The sequence below is a fragment of the Brasilonema octagenarum UFV-OR1 genome, assembly GCF_963888615.1.
GTDB lineage: Bacteria > Cyanobacteriota > Cyanobacteriia > Cyanobacteriales > Nostocaceae > Brasilonema > Brasilonema sennae.
Window position 1 is genome coordinate 1 of sequence record NZ_CAWPKW010000029.1, and the last position, 18,009, is coordinate 18,009.

At 39.9% G+C, this 18,009-nt stretch carries 18 protein-coding genes; 2 read left to right on the forward strand and 16 right to left on the reverse strand.

What is annotated here, in order from left to right:
* Nucleotides 1-142 precede the first annotated feature (142 nt).
* Nucleotides 143-1,507 carry an NAD(P)/FAD-dependent oxidoreductase gene (locus AC5590_RS01410; RefSeq protein WP_169268011.1) on the reverse strand — a complete coding sequence of 455 codons (1,365 nt, stop codon included), beginning with the start codon at nucleotides 1,505-1,507 and terminating at the stop codon, nucleotides 143-145.
* 299 nt (nucleotides 1,508-1,806) lie between these two features.
* Between AC5590_RS01410 and AC5590_RS01415 the strand changes: the two genes are divergently transcribed.
* A complete protein-coding gene (locus AC5590_RS01415; protein WP_169268012.1) occupies nucleotides 1,807-2,739 on the forward strand; it encodes a Tll0287-like domain-containing protein in 933 nt (310 codons plus the stop codon).
* 146 nt (nucleotides 2,740-2,885) lie between these two features.
* On the opposite strand, the gene AC5590_RS01420 is transcribed toward AC5590_RS01415, so the two are convergent.
* Nucleotides 2,886-3,194 carry a hypothetical protein gene (locus AC5590_RS01420; RefSeq protein WP_169268013.1) on the reverse strand — a complete coding sequence of 103 codons (309 nt, stop codon included), beginning with the start codon at nucleotides 3,192-3,194 and terminating at the stop codon, nucleotides 2,886-2,888.
* A 73-nt stretch (nucleotides 3,195-3,267) separates the two neighbouring features.
* On the opposite strand from AC5590_RS01420, the gene cas6 reads away from it, so the two are divergent.
* A complete protein-coding gene (cas6, locus tag AC5590_RS01425; RefSeq protein WP_169268014.1) occupies nucleotides 3,268-4,380 on the forward strand; it encodes a CRISPR-associated endoribonuclease Cas6 in 1,113 nt (370 codons plus the stop codon).
* Here cas6 and AC5590_RS01430 read toward each other — a convergent pair.
* From AC5590_RS01430 to AC5590_RS01495, 14 genes are all read right to left on the reverse strand, one after another.
* Entirely contained in the window at nucleotides 4,366-4,893 is a 528-nt protein-coding gene (locus tag AC5590_RS01430) for a hypothetical protein (protein WP_169268015.1), read from the reverse strand. The two genes, cas6 and AC5590_RS01430, sit on opposite strands and share 15 nt — an antisense overlap.
* 137 nt (nucleotides 4,894-5,030) lie before the next feature.
* Nucleotides 5,031-5,675, reverse strand: coding sequence for a hypothetical protein (locus AC5590_RS01435; protein WP_169268016.1), 645 nt, complete (start codon nucleotides 5,673-5,675; stop codon nucleotides 5,031-5,033).
* A gap of 2 nt (nucleotides 5,676-5,677) precedes the next feature.
* On the reverse strand, nucleotides 5,678-6,733 hold the full coding sequence (locus AC5590_RS01440) for an RAMP superfamily CRISPR-associated protein (RefSeq protein WP_169268017.1): 1,056 nt from the start codon (nucleotides 6,731-6,733) through the stop codon (nucleotides 5,678-5,680).
* Nucleotides 6,730-7,260: a hypothetical protein gene (locus AC5590_RS01445; protein ID WP_169268018.1), complete on the reverse strand. Its 531-nt coding sequence runs from the start codon at nucleotides 7,258-7,260 to the stop codon at nucleotides 6,730-6,732. The genes AC5590_RS01440 and AC5590_RS01445 overlap by 4 nt, the downstream gene beginning before the upstream one ends.
* Nucleotides 7,257-8,207 carry an RAMP superfamily CRISPR-associated protein gene (locus AC5590_RS01450; RefSeq protein WP_169268019.1) on the reverse strand — a complete coding sequence of 317 codons (951 nt, stop codon included), beginning with the start codon at nucleotides 8,205-8,207 and terminating at the stop codon, nucleotides 7,257-7,259. The genes AC5590_RS01445 and AC5590_RS01450 overlap by 4 nt, the downstream gene beginning before the upstream one ends.
* Before the next feature lie 25 nt (nucleotides 8,208-8,232).
* Nucleotides 8,233-8,853 (reverse strand): hypothetical protein, encoded by a 621-nt coding sequence (locus tag AC5590_RS01455; protein WP_169268020.1) that lies wholly within the window; start codon nucleotides 8,851-8,853, stop codon nucleotides 8,233-8,235.
* A 2-nt stretch (nucleotides 8,854-8,855) separates the two neighbouring features.
* Nucleotides 8,856-9,734, reverse strand: a complete 879-nt coding sequence (gene csx7 / locus AC5590_RS01460; protein ID WP_169268027.1) for a type III CRISPR-associated RAMP protein Csx7 — start codon at nucleotides 9,732-9,734, stop codon at nucleotides 8,856-8,858.
* Between the two features lie 7 nt (nucleotides 9,735-9,741).
* The gene (locus AC5590_RS01465; RefSeq protein ID WP_169268021.1) at nucleotides 9,742-10,887 is read right to left on the reverse strand and encodes a putative CRISPR-associated protein; all 1,146 of its coding nucleotides are present in this window, start codon (nucleotides 10,885-10,887) and stop codon (nucleotides 9,742-9,744) included.
* Between the two features lie 22 nt (nucleotides 10,888-10,909).
* Nucleotides 10,910-11,332, reverse strand: coding sequence for a hypothetical protein (locus AC5590_RS01470; protein WP_169268022.1), 423 nt, complete (start codon nucleotides 11,330-11,332; stop codon nucleotides 10,910-10,912).
* Complete coding sequence (gene csx10, locus AC5590_RS01475) at nucleotides 11,329-12,573, reverse strand: type III-D CRISPR-associated RAMP protein Csx10 (RefSeq protein WP_169268023.1); 1,245 nt, start codon at nucleotides 12,571-12,573, stop codon at nucleotides 11,329-11,331. The genes AC5590_RS01470 and csx10 overlap by 4 nt, the downstream gene beginning before the upstream one ends.
* A complete protein-coding gene (locus tag AC5590_RS01480; RefSeq protein WP_169268024.1) occupies nucleotides 12,570-13,280 on the reverse strand; it encodes an RAMP superfamily CRISPR-associated protein in 711 nt (236 codons plus the stop codon). Before AC5590_RS01480 ends, csx10 begins: the two co-directional genes overlap by 4 nt.
* Nucleotides 13,277-15,622, reverse strand: coding sequence for a type III-B CRISPR-associated protein Cas10/Cmr2 (gene cas10 / locus AC5590_RS01485; RefSeq protein ID WP_169268025.1), 2,346 nt, complete (start codon nucleotides 15,620-15,622; stop codon nucleotides 13,277-13,279). Before cas10 ends, AC5590_RS01480 begins: the two co-directional genes overlap by 4 nt.
* Before the next feature lie 240 nt (nucleotides 15,623-15,862).
* Complete coding sequence (locus AC5590_RS01490; protein WP_169268026.1) at nucleotides 15,863-16,270, reverse strand: hypothetical protein; 408 nt, start codon at nucleotides 16,268-16,270, stop codon at nucleotides 15,863-15,865.
* 488 nt (nucleotides 16,271-16,758) lie between these two features.
* Nucleotides 16,759-18,009: protein kinase domain-containing protein (locus tag AC5590_RS01495; RefSeq protein ID WP_211178701.1), on the reverse strand; the 1,251-nt coding region annotated here is incomplete at its 5' end.

Genomic DNA, 18,009 nt, shown 5'->3' on the forward strand with positions numbered 1-18,009 from the left:
CGTGTCCCTTTGGGACTTACGCGTAGCGTCTCCGCAGGAGATACCCGAAGGGCGTCCGGGTCCCCCGACTTGAGGCACCTGGCGTGGTGAGGTTAAAAATGTACTTCATGCAAATGAGAACCGCTATATTCCCTATTCCCTATTAATTCTTTTTCTCGTCATCTCCTAACATATGAAGTAATTTTTTTGCACCCAAAGCACCCATAACTGCATCACCAACAACTTCCACAGCCTGTACTACTTTCTTGCCAACATCATGGAGATTTATGTGGTTGTGAAAAATCTCCTCACTTAGCCACTCAGTAGTAGCTTTCAAATTATGAATTGGTGTTGGCAATAACCTTAAATAAGTGGCTTGGCGGATTAAGTGAGCAGGTTCACCCTTGACTTCTAAGACGTCGTAAATGTTAGCAGCAGCATCATTTAACCCAAGCTTAAGAAGAGTTCCGCGTAAGCTTACTTTGACAGGTTTGGGATCATTTCCTGAGGCAATGGCTTTTAAATTGTCAGCAATTGTTATTCCTTGTTGATAGGCAACTTGTGCAGTTGGTGGTAATGAAGCATCTTCTACAACAGCACAATCACCTCCTACAAAAACCTCTGGAAAATGTTGTAATTGTAAGGTTTCCTTGACTTTCAATCGACCGCGTTTGTCTCGATTTTCATCTGGAATTGGTAAGTCTTTGATCAGCGGATGGGTGTCAGTACCTGTTGTCCAAATTGTGGTGGATGTTACAAGTGTCTCAGATTTACCATCACGCTTATACTCAACTGTGCTGGGACTTATCGCTGTGACTTCTGCTTCCAAAAGTATCTCTATTTCCACAGTGCGTTTTTGCAAACTCTTCCCAGCAATTTCACGCATGGAATCCCTGTCACCTTTAAGGATTTCCTTGCTGTTATTAATGAGTACAATCCGCACTTCTTGAGGGTTACCTTTAAGCGCTGCATACCAATCTGGTAAAAAATCTGCTAAAGTGGCTGCGATTTCCACACCTGAAGGACCACCACCAATGATTGCGACTGTGAGTAGTTTACGACGTTGTTCTGGATCTTCGGTTTGTGCGGCTTTTTGGAAACAGTTACGCAAATGTTGATCAATGGCGATCGCATCTTTTTGCGTCCGAAAAGGTAAAGCATACTCTTTTGCTCCCTCAACACCAAAGTAGCCAGTGACGCTACCTAAAGCTAAGACTAAGTTGCTGTAGTTGTAGGAAGTTCCTGAAGTTAACTTGACTTGTCGTTGATGCAAATCAATCGATTCTACTGTATCTTGAACAAAAGTTACACCGCTACCCTTGAGTAATTCTGCAAAACGTGGTACTACCTGAAAAGAATCCATCTCACCACTAAAATACTCATAGAGTAATGGCTTAAAGCAAAAGCGTTCGTTGCTATCAATTAAGATCATTGAGTCAGGATAGTCTTGGTTAGCAAGATGTAACGCTGTAAAAAGCCCACTAAAGCCACCACCTAAAATAATTGTTTGAGAAACTGGATTGCTCATAACTGATAAACTAGATTGCTCATAAGATGATTTTTCTCCTATGGGTTTAAAAAAAATGTAGTCAAAGTAACCTAGCAGGCTGCTTGGAAAGTGTCCTATTGTACCAAAATTATTGAGAATCTTTCTAAATCCAAGCGGGTGTGATGATTTTAAGTACAGCCACTTATGCCGTCTTTGTGGTAAAAACAACAGCGAGCAAAATGTTGTAATTATCGCATAGGTAAAGCCATAGAACTATTTCGTACAACAAACTAATATAAGTAAAGAACGTTGATTTCTATAAATGGATTTCAATAAATATGCTGAAACAATTTTCCTGGAATTTTAACAATTTTCCATTAGGCAAAAAGCTAACTGTATTACTGCTCATTATATTTATTGCAGGAATTACTCTGAGTGGTATAGCTTTGTCTGGGATCCTAAATTACAAAGCTCAAGATGAAGTGAGTTCAAATGGTAAATTGCTGTTTCGGACTATAAACTCTGTCCGATCTTATACCAATGATGAAGTTAATCCCGAGTTGGAAGCACGCTTAGGAAAGGATGAATTTGCAGCACAGACTATCCCTGCTTACTCAGCACGGAAAGTTTTTGAAAAGCTACGAAATGAGGACGAAGCCTATAAAGATTTTTTCTATAAGGAGGCGATGCTGAATCCAACAAATCCTCGGGATAAAGCTGATAGCTTTGAGACAGAACTTATACAAAAATTCCGTCAAGACAAAAAGCTTCCATTTTTGTCAGGATTCCGCCCTTTTGATAACGAGAATTTTTATTATATTGCGCGTCCCTTAGCGATAACCGAATCTAGTTGCTTGAGATGTCACAGCACACCAGATGTTGCACCCAAGAACATGATTGCGACTTATGGAACAGAAAATGGATTTGGATGGAAATTAAATCTTATTAATGGTGTTCAGATAGTTTCTATTCCTGCTAGCCAAGTCTTCCAGAAAGCTAATCAATCGTTTGTATTAGTGATGGGAATCGTGACTATCATTTTTGCGATCGCCATATACATGGCTAACTTCTGGCTGACGCGATATGTTGTACGACCGATTAAACGTGTCGTCCGTGTTGCAGAAGCTGTTAGTACTGGTGATATGGATGCAGAGTTTGAGAAAGTAGCTAACGATGAGGTGGGCAGTTTGGTGGAAGCTTTCACACGCATGAAGATAAGTTTAGTTATGGCAATTAAAAGTTTTGAACGATATCGTGGAGGAAATCAGTGAACTATTAGACAAGATTGCAAAAGTAACAATTGCCACTCCTGTAGGGAAAGGAGAAAGGTTAAAGGGGAAAGGTTTTTTCTTATTCTTTTCTCCCTTACCCTTTTCCCTACAACTGCCACGAAGTCTATTGTTTACTGATTTAGGACTTACGCACGAGTTACTAATGAACTTGACTTTGAGATTGCTTCCTTACGTCGCAATGACCCAAGTACGTTATTTTTGCGTAAGTCCTGTGATTGTTGAAAATTATAGCGGTTTTCAATTGCGTCCAATACAGTAGAAACCATACTGTACGGTGAGACCAGTGCTGCAGGAGGGGAGCCACTGCGTTGGAGAGCCAGTACTGCAGGAGGGTCTCCCTCCGTAGGTATCTGGCGTCCGGGTTTCCCGGCTTGTAGACGCCCGGAGGGCGGCTTCCCGCAGGGTAGCATGTGGCGTTCTCCCGACAGAGGCATCTGGCGAATCCGGAGGGATCTCTACACACCGTTGTATATTTGATTGAAACGAGAATCGCTATAAAAATTGATAATGGCTCGCAAATTAGAAAACAAAACAATTGACTACAAATCTAACTTAAACTGGTCATCAGAAACGGAACTCGTCGGGTTAGTATTTGAGTTCGTCACGCTAGCAGATGTTTCTATTTACCCTCAGTATACTATTGGACTGCATGCTTGGTTTCTTGACCAAGTGCGTTCTTATGATCCAGAACTTTCTGCGTACCTCCATGATGGTGAGTCAGAAAAACCCTTTACAATTTCTGCATTAGATGGAGAATTAGTCAGCAGTGGTAGGCAAGTGCAACTGTGCGCCAACAACTCTTACTACTGGTATGTCACAGTGTTGTCGAGTCGAGTCTCACAATGGATGGAACAGTGGCTGCAAAATCTACCAAAAGAACTTAATTTGCGCAATGCATCCTTGCAGATTCGCTCTTGCAATATTGCTCATGCTCCCACAACTTATACTGAACTGCTAAACTCTGAACATGGAGAAACTGTTACCTTAAAATTTCTCAGCCCAACCAGTTTCCGTCGCAAAGGTCATCATTTTCCCTTACCAATGCCAACGAATGTTTTTCACAGTTATTTGCGTCGTTGGAATGACTTTTCTGGAATGTCTGTTGATCAGGAAACTTTTCTGGCTTGGGTGGATGATAACGTGTTGATTATCCGTCACCAACTCACATCTATGAAAGTCCTAGCAGGTAAGAAAGGTGCGGTAACGGGATTTACAGGAACTATAGAATTTGGTTTGACTAAAGAAGCTTCCAAACAACCAGACTTTTGTAAGCTATTTTATGCTTTGGGAAAGTTAGCACCTTACTGTGGTACTGGTCATAAAACAACGTTTGGATTAGGTCAAACACGGTTGGGTTGGTCATCGCAAGCAGCACCAGAAGTACCTGATGTGCAAAGCTTGCTAGCAAAACGTATTGAGGAACTGACAGACATTTTTAAGGCACAGCGTAAGCGGACTGGAGGCGATCGCGCAGAAGAGATAGCATCAAAATGGGCAACAATCCTGGCGCGGCGGGAGATGGGGGAGTCATTGCAGCTGGTGGCGCAAGATTTGGAGATGCCTTACGAAACCGTGAAGACTTATGTAAAATTGGCGCGTCGTGCTTTAAAACCAGGGTAGTTTAGTATGTTTTCTAAAACTGGTGTCCACCAGTCGCGTCGCTTCTCCTCGTTCCACCTTCACCAAGTTTTCCCTTGAAGTGGCGATAGTAAGATACAGAGAAATCCCGTTATCAACCGCCGCCAGTACTAAAGCAGCTGATAGGGTTTTTGTCCCGCCTGTGTAGTCAGCAAGAATTTCATCATCAGGGGCTTGTTGTTGGAGATGACGAATGCACTGGTGGATTTTGAGGTAGCATTCTGATAAATCGTCGGGGTTTTGGATGAGAATTAAATCTCGTTCTGGTTGAAAGCGATCGCCTAACCCCACCTGTGCTGGAATGTTTGGTAATCTGTCAATAACTTCGCTTCCGCGTCGGACTTCGCAAGGTGTTCCTTCGCCAATGACTTGGGACTTGCTTCCTTTGTCGCCATCCGAGGCGATGAAGATGATGCGTTCGGGTTGGAGAGTGTGAATTGCGGTGACGATGGGTTGGAAGGAACCCCCGACGGTGACGAGGAGAAGTTTGGGCATGGTGAATGAGTTTGGTGAAGTTTTTATGTAAGTTTTAGTTGGGTATATTGAGGAAACAGCATTTCTAAGTTTTTAATTAAATGGTTCATTTACCTGAAAATAGCTGTAAAATAAACTAAATAATAGAAAGCTCTTCATCAATCAACACACTTCACACTTTTAATACTCCCATCTTCTTTGAGAGACACAATTTTCACCTTCACCGTCTGTCCTTCCTTAAGAACACTAGCTTTCTTCGGTTCCTTCTCAGTTAATTTAATTGTCCCCAAAATCTCATAAGTGACCTTGTTACCATTGATTTTGGTAACTTTTGCCTCTAATATTTGGTCAACTTGAAAGTCTTGGGATTGAACGACTTTGGCAATTTCTACTTGACGGGATGACTCTACAGGAGATGCAGTAAAAATAGGAATTTCTCCAATGGGAACACCAGCATCTTTGTAGTAACGCATGAGGCGAGATACCCAGCCTAAAATTTGCAGAATGGTGTAAGCATTTCCAACACTTTTGAGAGAATCACTACAAGCTTTCTCGATACTGCGGTAATAATTTGAAGTTTTGCCACTGTGTCCAATGACTCTACCATTACTCACCAAGGTTTTTAAATACTTGAAAAACCGAGAAGTTGCATCTGGTTTGTCAACAATAGTGCGCAGATAGGCAACTGCTTTCCCCAATTCGTTAATGTCTGTATCTTCTTTTACTAGGGTTTGAGCGATCGCATGAGCAATATCCCACTCTGCATCCGTCAATGATTCCAAGGAAGATTCAAGCATAGTCATAATTAGTACATTCCAGATGGCGGTTCGCGGTCGGTTGGATAGCGCAGTACGGCTGCGAGTTCCTCTAGTTGGGGTTTCTGAATCAAACGCGAGTGGGCTGTTTGAATCTTTTCTTGTATAAATTGTTTTAATTTATCTCCTGTCATCTCGTCAGAATCATTGAGGTTATAAGACGAGTAACGCTGTTTCAGGTTTTGTGCTTGTAAGATTTTTTCCACAGCAACTGTCATCGTTCCCATACCGATGGGTTTCCCGCCTCCCACCTTTAAGGCGATAGGATTTTTGGAGTCTTGTCCTAAGACAATTAACAAAGTTCCTAATTCTTCTGCTAGTAAATTCTTGAAGTGCAATTCAGTTTTGAAAGTATACTCTCTTGCGGCTTGTTGTACAGGAATGCCAGCATTTTGTCCTTTATCAATTGCTTTGATAGTATGATAGTAAAACTTCCGACCTGCAACCCTACCTTGAATAAAGTACGCGCTGCTTTCATCTGGACGAGGACGATACAAGGAAGGCATAAATCCAGTGGAAAAGCCCATGCTTTCACACTTCGCATCGTTGAAATCCAGCAAGCCCTGCCAATCTAACGCACCAAATACCCGACTGGCTGGGCAAAGTTGTTCTTTGTTGCGACAAGGTAGGCGTTCGGTAGGTATTTGATTTCTATACTTGGGAGTAACAACCGCTAGAGTACTGTTAGTAATCGCTTCATAAACAGATCGGATGCAACCTTTGAGGGAACTGCCACCAATTGTAAGCTTTTGGTCAACACCTTGTATCATTGTTTTGATGAGGGGAATACGACTGCCAATGTCGCTACCCATGACAACGACTCCTGTGGAGACGTGGAGAGATGTCTGGACTTTTAGGGTAAGATGTAGGGTACCGTGGAGGCAATCGCTCAAATATTTGTGATGTCCAACGGGACGCTGTAGATTTGGACGTTCTTTAGGAAAAGAGACGAATTCATAAGGTTTAGGTGCAAGTTCAGGGTTTGATGAAGCTGCACGGTTAGGTTTGTTTGGTTGTTGAGGTGGTTGTGGACGATTTCCAGTCATGGTTGCGTAACCTCCACAGTCAAAGCGATAAATTGTACAGTTGAGGTTTGATTATCAATAAAATAACGTTGAGCTAATTTTGGCTGATTGTTTTTTTCTTCTTGTCGAATATCCAAACTCTTAGGGAAAATTAGCTTTTTGGGGAAACGAGTTTCATCTGGACGATACCCATAAGCGGGATATCCATAAGGAGGATTATTGGGTTCTATCCGCCAAGGTTCTTTTTTTTCTTTGTTAATTGTTTCTTTGACTGGGATAAACTCATCATGATTGTCAGCAATTGTGAGCAGCAACACTTCATAAGTATTTTGTCGCTTGTGCTTCCACCGCAGTTCACACTCATGATTAAACATTTGTCCCTCAATCATGGGAAAGTTTTTCTCTACAGGTGGTTGTTCTACAATTCCACTGACTTCATGAGTCCAACGTAAGAAATAATAACTAGGTTCACTTATGAATTTTGGGATTAACTCTAGTAATTGAGCTACTGAGAAAAGTTCTTTCTTATAACCAACAAAAGGTTTCATTTAGCGCCCACCAGTAAATGACTCCAAGATTTGACAGAACGCTCAAACAAATCTTTGACTGTACCTTCTCGCCAGGTGAGTTGTACTCCAAAACCCAAATCCATTTCTTGGGCTGCAACTGGAGTATCTTGATGATCTTGTGTGGGGAAGCCATATAATTGTGCTTCTTGAAGTTCTAAAAACTCTCCAGCACCTAAGAGGAAAGTCTTAGACCATTTTTTCTCACTACCCAAAGCACAAATTTGTTGTTTATCTTCCGATAAAATACATCCAGGATATTGGACAACAGCTTTATTTAACTTCACCTGTACTGTACCCAAACCACGAGATTTAGCAAAACCTAAGCCAAACCAACCATCATCTAAATCTCGCAAGACTAAACCAATTAAACCTAACTGCGCAAGAGTGAAGTTTTTTAAATGAATTTTGGTATGGAATTCCCCAGCAGTGCAAACTTGATAATTGAATGGACCGACTGCGACAGAACCAAATACTCGGTCAATTGCAACTCCATTGCGTTCTTCAATTTTTAGTGGTTGAGATTTATCAGGATAAGCATCTTCTATTCTGACTCGGCTGGCGATGGAAGTGTTACCAAACATTTTGTCTGTAAAAGAAGAGAGTTTGTAAATATCGCTAGGTGATTTATTTTGCAGATAATCATATTTATCATTTAATGGGTCATTAGCCCAAAGCAAATTCCAGTTATTAGAATCGCGCTTGTCTTTACCTACCGTTCTAACAATACGTTCTGCATGAGCGCGAATTGCTCCTTTTAAACTGCTTCCTGGCAAATATATAGAACGTCCTCCAGCATGATAGGTTTCTACAAATTCCATATCCGGCTTAGTTGGATCTGCACCTTCTTTACCAGATTTGATCAGAATTGGACCATCAGGAATTAAGGTTACATTAATTGTGCAGTGGTTAACAAATCTTTTATGCATGACTATAGTTTGTTGTGAAAAAGCATTAAGCAGCTATGAGAGTGTTGAGTTGTAATTCGCATTGTTGAAATACGTAATTAACAACAGCAAAGAGTTTATCGAGTTCCTGAATTGTGTAATACGTGATATTTCTCGTAAAAACTTCTGCTTCTAGCTTCCCGAATTGCCAACGATCACCATTAGAAACAATACCAAAGATAATTATTTTCAATTCGTCATTAAGTCTTTGGGCAGCAATCATTTCTGCTAGACATTGCGCCCAACCAGCTTCAAAGTTGTCTTGTTTGGCTTCGACTAAGATGAAGTATGGTTTGTCAAAAACAACTTTTCCTAAAGGAGAACGTTTAGCTAAAATATACTCAGGAAATCCTGATAGCTTTTCGTCATAGTTGAGTGAGTGATGACTCCATAAAATAAACTTACTGCGGTAGCACTTCCAAACTTCTTTGAGGACTGGATAAATGAGATTTTCACAAATAGCAAACTCTGAATTATCAACGACACCATCCCGCATCATGGTTTCTAAGTCTTCTCGGAAGTAGTCTGGGATATTAAATTCTACTTCGCCTACGAAATTAGCTTCGGTGTAGATAACTTGAAATGCTTTGAGAACTTCACCAATAATTTTGTAGCTACTAAAAGACATATTTACCTCTTCGCTTCCGTGTTATTTTTCTTCGGTACTTTAGTCTGAATATGTTCAATTAACTTTTGTACCCAATGGTCTTTAAAATCCCGTGCATCTTCATAAGCACTCTTGTCTCCCATAACCAATTTTTTGAGATAATCTAGTAATAGCTCAGGTTGGTCTTCAGGATAGTCAAACCAAAGCATCTCGTTAATGTCCAGTTTAACAACGCCTAATCCGCGCGATCGCCCACCACCCAAAGGTACCTGTTCTGTTTCAAACTGGTGCAAACCAATCATCAACAATCCCAGTTCCCATTCTTCAGCATTCTCCACCACAGCCTGAAACTCAAACTGTGTTCCAGCAGGAACGACTTGGAAATCGTAGAGTTTACCATCTGCGGCTGTTTCTGTATCTCTGTCTATGGCGACACCATCTCTTTCTTGGTATTGTCCAAACCAGGTATCAGGTACTATGGTTAAATCTCGGACTTGGAATTTACTGGCGAGCCAGGGAGAACCAAAAAGGTGAGAAGCTAAATCTGTATTTTCTACTATATATTTATGTAGCTGTTCTTCTTTTTCTCCTGGTTTGAAGTTTTTAATAGTTTCTTTGAAGTCAGATATCTCTTTAGATGTAATCGACCATTCATCCTCGTTTGCGGGATTTGCAACCAGTTTGCGGTTATTTCCGACGATACCACGGAGGAAACTTTCTACGCGCGATCGCATTGCACCCTTAAAGCTAGAACCTGGTATTAATGGTCTACCTAAAGCGTCTTTAATGACAGGTAAATCAGAACCAATTGGTTCGGTGGAACGTCCTGCACTAATACGTAATGCTGTTATTGTGGTTAGTTTGCCTGTGATTTCCAGGCGGTTTTTAAAAATGTCGAACATAAGATAATTATGGGTTGTTGTTGACATAATCATGTTCTCCGTAATGTCGAAGGTAAAGAGTATTATTTTTCGCGATACAACTTACACGTCGGTCTTTTGGCAAGTCAAAATGGTCAATTTGTTTATGCTTACCTTCATATCTACGTAACCTAATAATTCCATCTTGTCTTAATGCACTAACACCGTCTATCTTTTTAGTAAGTAAACATGAACAACGAGCAAGAGTTTCCTGTAATTTTATTTTTTCTTCTGCTCTTTTATTTTTATCGTTTTTGTAATCCTCTATAAAACTCTGCGCATACTCTATATAAGGAAAATTAAGCAAATTTTCTTGTGAAAGAAAGTAATCTTTACACTGACTCCAAAGAAGTTTTCCCCATGTTGATAAGGTCATTTCTTGACCGTCTACTAAAACCCATTCGTTTGGAACTTTTTGCGCCTCAGACGAAGATTTAAGGATGTCGCCAACATTCATCATAGCAAGTTGAACTTTATAAGGCTCAATAATTGATTTATCAACTTGTACAGGAAGCTTAGGAATTTTTATCACTTCATTTGAGCCTTCAAAAACATAAATTATTTCATCAGCATAAAACATTCCAATAGTATTAAAATAACCTTGTATAGCTTTGAAGCTGCCTACGAGATTAAAACAAATTTGATGCTGACTATGTTTAGATGAAACGATAATTTCTTGAAGATAAGAAAATAAACTTGCAATTCCTTCCGAAAAAGTATCACTACTGCTCAAAGAAAAGCCAACAGGGAAGTAAGTACTGGTACTATTCAATCCTTTTTGTTTTAGAAAATTCTCTAAAATTTCAGCAGCAACTCTACCCTGTGCAGTATCAGTGGTAATTAGTAGATGAGTATCTTCTTTGCCTTTTTCTATTTCTTTGTCATACAAGCCATAAATACCATTCAATTCAGCACTAGCTTCTCTAATATCGTCAAGATCACCATTAAGTTCTTCTTCGGCTCTTTTTTTTAATGTGTCAATTATATCTTTAACATCTTCATCATACCTATCAATTTCTTCACGGGTACAATTGACTGTATCTCGTAAAGTGTCGTAGTAGTTTTTTTCAAATTCTCTATCAATTTGATTAGTCAGTAAACTTGTACCAACCGTAGAAATGACTAATCGAGGCATAGAAATAATCTCCCAGAGTTAATTAAGTATTCACTTCGCCTTCACGTTTGTATTTTAAATATCGAGCGCCGTAACCTAGATAACGACGGGTTAGTTCTAACAAAATAGAATTGAAATCCTCAGTTTTAGCTTCATTGGCTATCTTCTTAGCACGTTCTTTTATTTTTGTATTAATATCATCAATAATCTTCTCAGCCAGTGATTCTTTTCCTCTCCCCCATTTTTTGTCTCTACCAACCTGATAGCGTAGAAAATTTTTGATAACTTCCGTGCTTTCAGTGGTATCAGAAACTCGTACTAAATTGCGAAATTGAGATTCTTCCAAATCACCATAGGATTTTTTATTATCCAAAGCATCCTGAATCCAAGTTACTAAAAAGTCTTCAGCTTGACGGATGCCCTTTTGAATCTTAAGCTGTTTCTGTTGCTCTGAAAAATCACTCATACTGCTTCCTCTCTCAATACCAGATGAAAATCGTTGCAGATTTGCAAACTTCCGAAACCTTCACAAGTGCGATCGCCTACTCCTTTTACTTCCAAATCTTCCAAAGCCTTGAGCCACAAATCTTTTTCTGTTGTGCTAAATAAATATACAGAACCCTTCTCAGTAATCAACTCTACATCTTTCATTAGTCCCCAAGCTGAATTCCAGCCAGAAAGATAATCATAGCTGCTATAAGCAGCGTGAAGTTGTAGAGATGTATCACTAACCCCTGTAAATTGCTGAAGCATTTCCCGTGAAATAACAGTAGTCCGTCGCCAGTTTTCACTCAAAATTGCATCGGCTTGTAAATCGATAGTGAAATAGGTACGATTTTCCAGTAAATCTTGTAAAGAATTACCAAATATCTGATTCCACTCAAGCCAGCGTTGATGTAATTTGTCATTAAACTGCTTTATCTGGTTAGTTACTTTTGACTTGATTTCTACATGTGGGTTTGCAGTTATTTTGACTCTTCCTAATCCTCGTGAAGTTGCACCACCTAAACGTAGGTCTTCTTTATGATTATTAATGAATCTTTCTAGAGATTCCGCTAATTCATCTACTACGAGAATCCCTCCTGTATATGTAACAGGTTTTTTTCTGTTATCTTGAGATTCGTTTAAAACTTCAATGCTATAGAGTACCCGTTCTTCTGAAGTTGATCGACGTCGATTAATACCAACTCGTGTTAACAAACGAGTCGTTATAGAGTGACTGTAATATTTGCCTTTGAGTTGGCTATAGAAACCTTTGAATGCGTCAACTCTTTCTCCATCAGTAGGACAATTAGGATCGTAGAGATGATTATAGCGATCAGCACAAAAACGGTCAATCAACGTATCAAAAACACCGTTATGTTTTGGATCATTTGGTTTGGACTTAAAACCTGACTTAGTTTTAGAACTTAAAGCAGTAGCAGGTACAACCTTGACTTCTGGCTGCACTCTAGTGGACTTATCTCCCTCAATAGTTGCGGGATAGGCATTTTGAAATATTGCCGGATTTTCACCCAAAAATAACTCATGAAAATTGTCACCTTCACTAATAGATGTATTAGCCTGCTTCAAAATATGAGCTGCAACTGCACCGCGAATAACAGAACCGGGAATATATGTCTGGGCTTCACTAACGCTTCCCCCTGGTTTTTGTCGTCCAATCGCTAAGGGAGACAGTGCTTTTATTTCCAAATTAATTCGTTTCATTGCACACCTCCTTTTGCTAAAAAATCCCATGCTTCCTGTTCCAAAGCTAAAGCCGGGAATTTCCAATGCAACCAACCCAAACCCGCTGATTTACTCCCACCCAAAGCATTTATGTGTCGCAGCCCAGCTAAAATTAATGCCGCCGCATAGACTGGCGCACCAGATAGGTGAATATGTCCTGTAAACTTGAGTTGGGCGTTTGCAGGAGAGGTTTCCAAAAAGTAAAGTTTTTGTTCTTCGGCGATGCGGCGACGGCGGTTGATGGTGACACCTGGACGCACCACTTCTGGCAAATTATCTGGTTCTTCAGTGCAGATCAGATCATCAAATATGGCACGAGATTGTAATGCTGGATTCCCAAATATTTGACAAATTAGACAATGATGCTGCTCCTCGTAATTTTTTAGTTGATATTCGCTTCGCTCAAAGTTACCAGTTAACCCTGCTCTTTGAGGACACATGGTTTGCGGATTAGGAGAATAACAGATTTTCCAACATAACCCTCTAGCAATTTTTTCACATTCATGACGCAAACGACCTTTGAGTTGAGAAGCTGGAATAAGTAAGTTTCCTTCCGAGTTGCGAACTATTGGTTTATCTGCGAGTGAACCAGAAGAACCACCTGCACCAATACACAAAGCCGTGTCAATGAGTGCTGTAATTTGATATGAAGTGATGGAGTTTGATAGTTCTTGAAGATTAATCATAACTCAGTCCCCACAGATAAAAGCTCTGATAATTCACTATCTGGTATTTCTTCTATAAACTCGTAGAGTTCTACCATTTCTCGCCAAATGGTTTCAAAAAGAGGATAGTCTGACTTGTCATACTCAAGTGCGCCATCGTCATACATCCACGGGGCTAAATTACCTCCATTATTTTCGTCTTTCGGCTGACACCAAGCTTCTTCAAACTGTTCTTGCAATTCTTTTTTACCTTCCTTCAGCCGTACTCGAAAATAGCGATAGTTAAGAATGGCAGTATGCTTACCTCGTTCTAATAAAGTCCGAATTTGGTAGAGTTGTGACTTGGGAAAATTAGCTTTTTTCAAAGCTGATATTGCTGTTAAAAATCCTCTTAATTCATGTAAAGTGTATGGAGCAGCATATAGCTTGAGTTTTGATCTCAGGTTTTTCGTCAACGCCTGCTCGCGAAATTCTTTGATATTGGATGAAATCATCGTGACGGATTTGAGAGTTAAAAAATCTACTGTTCCACCATAGTATCCAGCTTCCTTCAATTTTTTTGCACGTTCTTTAGCTGATTTTAGTAATTGTTCTGTTAGGTCTTTGGCGTAGTAAATGGGGGTGTTATATGCGGTAATCAAGACACCAATTGACGTGCTGAGTTGACATTGAGAAGGTGTAGCCTCTGTAGGTTTGTAACGATGACATTTTTTCAAGTCAATGGGTTGCTCTGGGGTCTTAATTTTATAGCAACCCTTGATTTTTTCTTCTGCTGTTGGGTTTTCTACCAATGGCACTTCTTTGAGCAGAATTTTATCAAACCTTTCTCCAATAAACTGAGCAATTTCCAAAGCTTTATTAGCTGGAACAATCAGAATAATGTCATCACCACCAATGGTAATGATTTCAAAGGGATGAACTAATTCACCGTTCTCCAGTGTAGACTCTTCATCATTCAGATTTCGCAGTTCGTGAGGATTTAATTTCTCTGCTAATGCCTGATAAACTGCATACTGCGTCGCTAATTCCACATCTTGACTGAATTCCTGATATTTTTGTGCAGTCAGAATTTTTTGTATATAACCACCCATGTTATTACCGTCGGCGTAGATATAGGCAACAAAACCTTTACTAGCATTGGCAATATGACTTAGGCTTTGGGGAATTTCAATGTTATCAAGTGTCAAATTTCCATAGTATTTTTCTTTTAAACTGGGATTCTTATTCAGAAATGAATTGAATTTATCTATCCAACCTTCAACTCTGATGCTTTTCCATGTCAAATGAGAATTTTTGTACCATGTAGGCAGCTCTGCTTTTCCCTTTTTGGCTCTATAACCAACCAGATGTTTGCGAGCCGAAGCTTCCGAAAAATGAGATTCTCTGGGTAGATCTGGTGGTTGGACAATCATTACCGCAGATCTATGTTCTCCTCCATCACGCATCAAGTAAGGATGGGTTTCAAACATGGGAGGATAGCGACGACTGGGACGACCAGAAAAGTCATATCCACTACGACGCTGATTAAAGAGAATTGCTAATTTGGTTGTCAGTTCATTAAAACTTTTACGGTTTTTGAAAACTTCAAATATTTCTGCATCATTATTAGGATAGCCAAAGTAAGCTTGAACTAATGGTTTTTTATATTCCTGACGATACCAATCTAACCATAATGTATTTTCAATAGGTTCTCGTAGCAATCCAAAGCTGAGTTCTAATAATCTAAACGTATCTCCTACTGCGCAAGAATTTGCTGTTAAAGTTTCCTCAGTGTAGCGTTTTTCAATTGCATTAGCTAAATCATCTACAAAAGCAGCCGGACAAAATGCGAGAATGTTACCACCCGTAGAATAAATAATGAGTTCTGGAATCAGTACCTCTGAGAGTTTGTAGTCAGTGGAAAAATTTTCATCAAGCCATTCCCTAACTTGAGTGCACTCAATAGTATAACTCTTGGATGACTGAGGATTTTTGTGAAAAAAAGCAGATAAATCAATCAGATTTATCCGATCCAGTAAGGCAGATGCACCACGAATATCTTGAATTTTTGAGGACTCAAACATGTATTGCTTAATTTTGGTAGCCCCACCGTAAACTAAGCCAATGCGAGTAGTCTGATTCCATAATTCAGAATACTTGCTCTTTAATTCATCTAGAGTTGCTGGAAAATAATCTTTATCAATTCCTTGTAGTTCCTTTACTTGTTCGACAAGCGATCGCACCTCTTCTGGGACATCTTTTCCATCATTCAAAGCCTGTCGCATTTGCTTTAAAACAGCTATATCAAACTTGGGTTGTCGCTTGTCTCCCCAAGCCAAACACCAGCTAATAGCTGTTGTGATGCTGTGTTGAGAATTTGTCATAATTTACTATTTCAAACTTTTAATACTTTGCAGTCCACTTCAGCCCAGACATAGTACGGGCGTGAGTACACTCATAATTCCAAGTAGCTTTTTATCGACTGCTATTATGTCATACTGGTGGAAAATACTTATTCCACCAGCCGAAAATCCGTATCAAACCTTATTGGGCTTTAGTCTGAGTCAGATAGTTTTTGAAAAATCTTAACTCCAACAAAATCAAAACCCTCTCCTGAGACTCTGTCATAACTTTAACTCCGCTTTCCATTTCCACTCCAAGCCAATACGTTTGCAAACAAGAGCAAAGTCTAGATTCAACTCTAGATTCTTAGATAGGACTTCAATCAGGCGTGTCAAAACATTCTCAGTTGATTTTGCAACTGAGTTTACAGCAGAAATCTTATTCATTGAGGAATCCTGGTTTGTGGCGAGGGATTCCTGATTTTGGGGTAGCACTTGTAGCGATGCTACAGGCAAGATACTTATAGTAGTCAGCGTTGGTTGCGGTATTGCTGGTATGGTTACCCAGTTTGATGACTGTCCGCCTGCTTGCAACAAAGCGTTGTTGCCATTCTTGCAATTCAACGCTATCCAGGAATTGAAGCTTGTTGAGTGTCTTCCTGGAGTGTTTCCGTAATAAGAAATTGTCATTTACTTTCCTTCTAAAAATCGCTCGTCTCACGTATCCTGAATAGTTCCGTCAGTTTACTGGTTTCATCCATCTGGGATTTCCATGTCTTTCTCCTTTGAACATTACTTTAGATTGTAATAGACCAATTCTGGTTTGCCCGTAATTTACCGTAATTTTATATACTTTGTATAGATATTAACCTCGTGATTTAGCAAGTACACTAATCAGCTATATTTACAATATTTTTAGCTAAAAGTTGTATATTGATTCTTAACAAGATAAACTTAAAGTGGAAACAGTAAACTACGAGGTTAAACCACAATTCAGTAACTTCCTCGCAAGGGGATTGAAACTCGCTGTCTCATGTATATATGACTTGTTCAGTCAGTGTTCAATACTTCCCCGCAAGGGGACACAAACCCAAGACTGTACCTAAATACCCGATGACAAGGGTGGGTTGGGTGAATGCGCGATTTATAAGCGATTAAGCGAACTTGATATAATTTGTTTAACCACGAGGAGGGTTAAGGCGCTTTTTAAATTCTTGCGCTCTTCGGTGATCAGGAATTTTTTCTACTAAAACTTCTACCAATTGCTCTGGTGTTATTTGTGGATTTTTATTCAAAGTGTCTTCAAGAACAAAACTGGCGAAGGGACCTACAAAACTAGTTAGTTCTCGCCGACAATACTCCACAAACTCTGGCTTGATGCTAGTCGTACTTTCTGCTTGGAATTCGTTGGCTTTTTCTGTATTTTGCCTGGGTTGTTGTGATTTTTGATTAAACTGTTTACTTTCTTCAGACAGTTTAGTCTGTGGTAGTTCAAGCCTTGGAGCAGGGTGAGGATGAATTGGTACGTTTTGAGGTGATTGTGTCACAATACCACCAGATAAACCTTGTGACTGAAACAGATTCAAAACTTCTCTGGCTGATTGATAACGGTCGGCTGGTCTTTCCGCCACCATTTTATCCAATATCTGAGTGAGAAAATCACTAACTTTAACGTAAGATTTCCATTGCCACTGAAAAGACTGATCTATCAGCAAACGTGGCATTTTTCCAGTCAGAAGAACAATAGCAGAAACACCCAGTGCATAGAGGTCGCTACAGGGGTAGCAGCGTCCCATACGAATCTGTTCTGGTGGAGAATAACCTACTTTTCCAACTACTGAACCAGCAACAGAGTACGAAGAATTTGAAGAATCACCCGCCAGAATTTGAGTGAATTTTTGCTTAACGATTCCAAAATCAATCAGTACAGGTTTAGAAAGCTTATGGGAAAACATCACATTGTCTGGTGAAATATCCCGATGAATGATATTGCGTTGATGGATATACTCTAAAACTGGCAACAAATCCAATAACCACTGAATAACTTCTGCCTCGGAAAATGGCTTTCGTTTTGTTGAAAGGCGATCGCGCAAAAGTTGAGAGTAACTATCACCTTCAACATATTCCTGGACTATAAATATCCGCTCTTTCTCGGTTAACCAAGCCAGAAACTTAGGAATCTGGGGATGATTGAGTTGGTATAAAGTTTTCGCTTCACGCTCGAATAACTCACGGGATTTGACAAGTACGGCTTCTGCTGTGTTTGCAGGGACAAATTCTTTGAGGACGCAATAATCCCCGAAACGTTGAGTGTCAACTGCTAAGTAAGTTCTTCCAAAGCCTCCCTGTCCAAGAAGTCTTTGAATTTGATAGCGACGGTCATCGGGTAGTAGGTGCCGCCTTTGACCGTGGCGTCGTTGGCGACCACC